Raw genomic sequence first — 2,216 nt, 5'->3', positions numbered from 1 at the left:
CATCGGCGCTCAACGCCTGACCAACCGGCACTCACGCGGACAGGCCCGACCGCGCGACTATAGCGACGGCAGCGGCTTTCCCCGCGGTGTCGCGGCGGCGCGAGGGCTGGCCCGCCCGGATCGCACTCAAGCAGCCGGCGGTGACTGAACTATTGCCGGACGCCTTGGCCCCGCGCAACGCGTTCAGGGTCGCGACTTCCCGATCATGGCGAGAGCCGCCTCGGGAGCGCTTTGATGAACCATGTTGCCCTCGTTCGCAACCATAGGGAACCGGCGCCGTCGGCATGACGCCACTGGGCATCGCGCTCAGGGAGGGTCAGCATCTGTCTCCAGACAAGATGGATGGGATGAACCCTGCGCTGAAAATGTCCTGGTAGGGAACAAACCTGCTGCGGTTTCGGTTCCGCTTCCATCGCGCATGCCGGTCATGATCGCGCCAACGCTGGCCAGCCATATGATCTGCCCGCCGCCCACGAATCGCAGCAATGACCGTCGCCGTCCAGAAGAACGGTGTCGTTGAATGATTTCAGCCGACCGCCAGCCGTTTCCGCCAGTCGCAGGTGAATTTGGTGAGGCGCGGAATGAAATGTCCCGGGAACAAGCGCACGGTGTCGTAGTTCGAGGCAGGCAAATCCTCCACAGTTGCACCATCGGAAGAGCGGTCGCCCGCGCCGGTCACCCTCCCTACGGCGCGGGCACCCATGGCTCTTGAGGCTGCGGACCTCCGCTGCCGCGACGTTGTTGGGCCGACGCCTCGACGATGCTGGGCTGGACATTGTTCTTGGGAACGTTGACCGCTAAGGATGCTTGGGAATTGAGCGACCCGGCCGGTGGGAACAACATGGCACGCTGGTAGTTTGTCAGTCAGCAGACAACAGAGGTCCGATGGGCAAGAAGGCCAAGCGACACAGGCAGTCTCTAGCCGATCGCGAACGTGCGATCGAGGCGAACTATTTTGCGCGCAAGTGCGGCCTCACCAAAGAGGAAGCACTCAAGATCCTCAAGGAGGCGGCGCATCAGGGTGGTTCGCGACGTCAGGCGGCCATCTAGGATTGGATGTAAAGGCGATCGTCAAGATCGCTAATCACAACCGGCTGCCGAGGATGATCTTCTTCACCGCCGACACCCATTTCAGCGATCCGCGCATCCGTGTGGCGAGCACCCGGCCCACTGCCGACGATCGCGACGTCAAAGTCATGTTTGCCCTGGAGGGCGCCAAACGAGACCTCAGGCGCACGGTCGAGCCACAGCGGGGTTGACCTCATCCTTGCGGCCCTCGCTCCTGCCACTCCAAGCCTGATGCTTGGGTGCCCGGAGCCCTGCCAAATGCTTCGAACTCCGCCGCCTCCAACTTGCTGAGAGATTTTGCGAGCGCCGCGCCCCAAATTATGTGCACGGCCATCATCAACAGATTTCGCTGTGCAGGGTGGCGCCATGCGGGAGCAAGAATGCGCAATGCAGGGATCCAACCGAGGTAACTCACCGCCCACACGCCAAGGCCGTAGAGCGTGCCGCTGCCGCGGCGCCGCGGCAAGAGTCCGAAAACAGCGCCCGTCATGGCTCCGAAGCCAAAATGCGCCAGCAGTGCATTCGTTCGAGCATGCCGTTCATCACCTGCCATGCCCACGCGCTCGACGATCTCCCGCGGCGGCAAAGGATAGCGACTCCGGTCGTTGAGCAAAGGGTGGAGCCGCTGCATGGTGCTGGTCATGGCCATTGTTGCCGCAAGGCCTGCCAGAGCACCCAACACCATCTGCCGCACAGCACCCTCCTTGAAGCGACGTTGCTAAACGGGACCGAGGATCCATTGTTCCCTGGGGTTGTTCTCTCGAACTGACCCAACAAACTCCTCCAGTGACGATTGGGCAAGGCCCGGAGAACTTGGCACGGCAGGCATGGCAACACCGACGGCGGATGATTGCGCGTTCGCGCGGGCTCTGTCTCGCGAACCCTCGTCGGAGGGAACTTGAGCTCGTTTGACTCAGGAACCGACTTTGCAAAAGGGCAGAAAGCCCGCTGCCATCGAACCGGGTGATCACGTCATCCGCATTTAGCCCTGCCTTACCTGCCTGGCTGCCGGGCTCGTCCACTTCCGATCAGAAGCTGCCACTCCGTTGCTCCAATTTCTGAGCCTCTTTCCCGCCTTTCTATTGCCTCGGCGGAACCAGACGGGCCGGGGCGCGTCATTGGATCAGGTTTGGTGAATCCGGGAGTGA

Annotated in this window: 3 protein-coding genes; 2 read left to right on the top strand and 1 reads right to left on the bottom strand. The window is 62.1% G+C overall.

Annotated features, from left to right (window positions below):
* Positions 1–885: 885 nt before the first annotated feature.
* Both NKJ26_RS33250 and NKJ26_RS33245 read left to right on the top strand, forming a co-directional pair.
* Positions 886–1,050 carry a hypothetical protein gene (locus NKJ26_RS33250; protein WP_352700070.1) on the top strand — a complete coding sequence of 55 codons (165 nt, stop codon included), beginning with the start codon at positions 886–888 and terminating at the stop codon, positions 1,048–1,050.
* Positions 1,051–1,052: 2 nt separating this feature from the next.
* Positions 1,053–1,259 (top strand): hypothetical protein, encoded by a 207-nt coding sequence (locus NKJ26_RS33245; protein ID WP_352700068.1) that lies wholly within the window; start codon positions 1,053–1,055, stop codon positions 1,257–1,259.
* A 2-nt stretch (positions 1,260–1,261) separates the two neighbouring features.
* Here the strand turns inward: NKJ26_RS33245 and NKJ26_RS33240 are convergent, their stop codons facing one another.
* Positions 1,262–1,753, bottom strand: a complete 492-nt coding sequence (locus tag NKJ26_RS33240; protein ID WP_352700072.1) for a hypothetical protein — start codon at positions 1,751–1,753, stop codon at positions 1,262–1,264.
* Positions 1,754–2,216 lie beyond the last annotated feature (463 nt).

It is taken from the genome of Mesorhizobium sp. M0152 (genome assembly GCF_040322415.1).
Lineage (GTDB): Bacteria > Pseudomonadota > Alphaproteobacteria > Rhizobiales > Rhizobiaceae > Mesorhizobium.
Note: the sequence above shows the minus strand (reverse complement) of the source record. Positions and strands in the feature narration are given on the sequence as shown.

Coding starts and splice junctions, on each gene's coding strand:
- NKJ26_RS33250 (WP_352700070.1), top strand. CDS start 886: ATGGGCAAGAAGGCCAAGCGACACAGGCAGTCTCTAGCCGATCGCGAA.
- NKJ26_RS33240 (WP_352700072.1), bottom strand. CDS start 1,753: ATGGTGTTGGGTGCTCTGGCAGGCCTTGCGGCAACAATGGCCATGACC.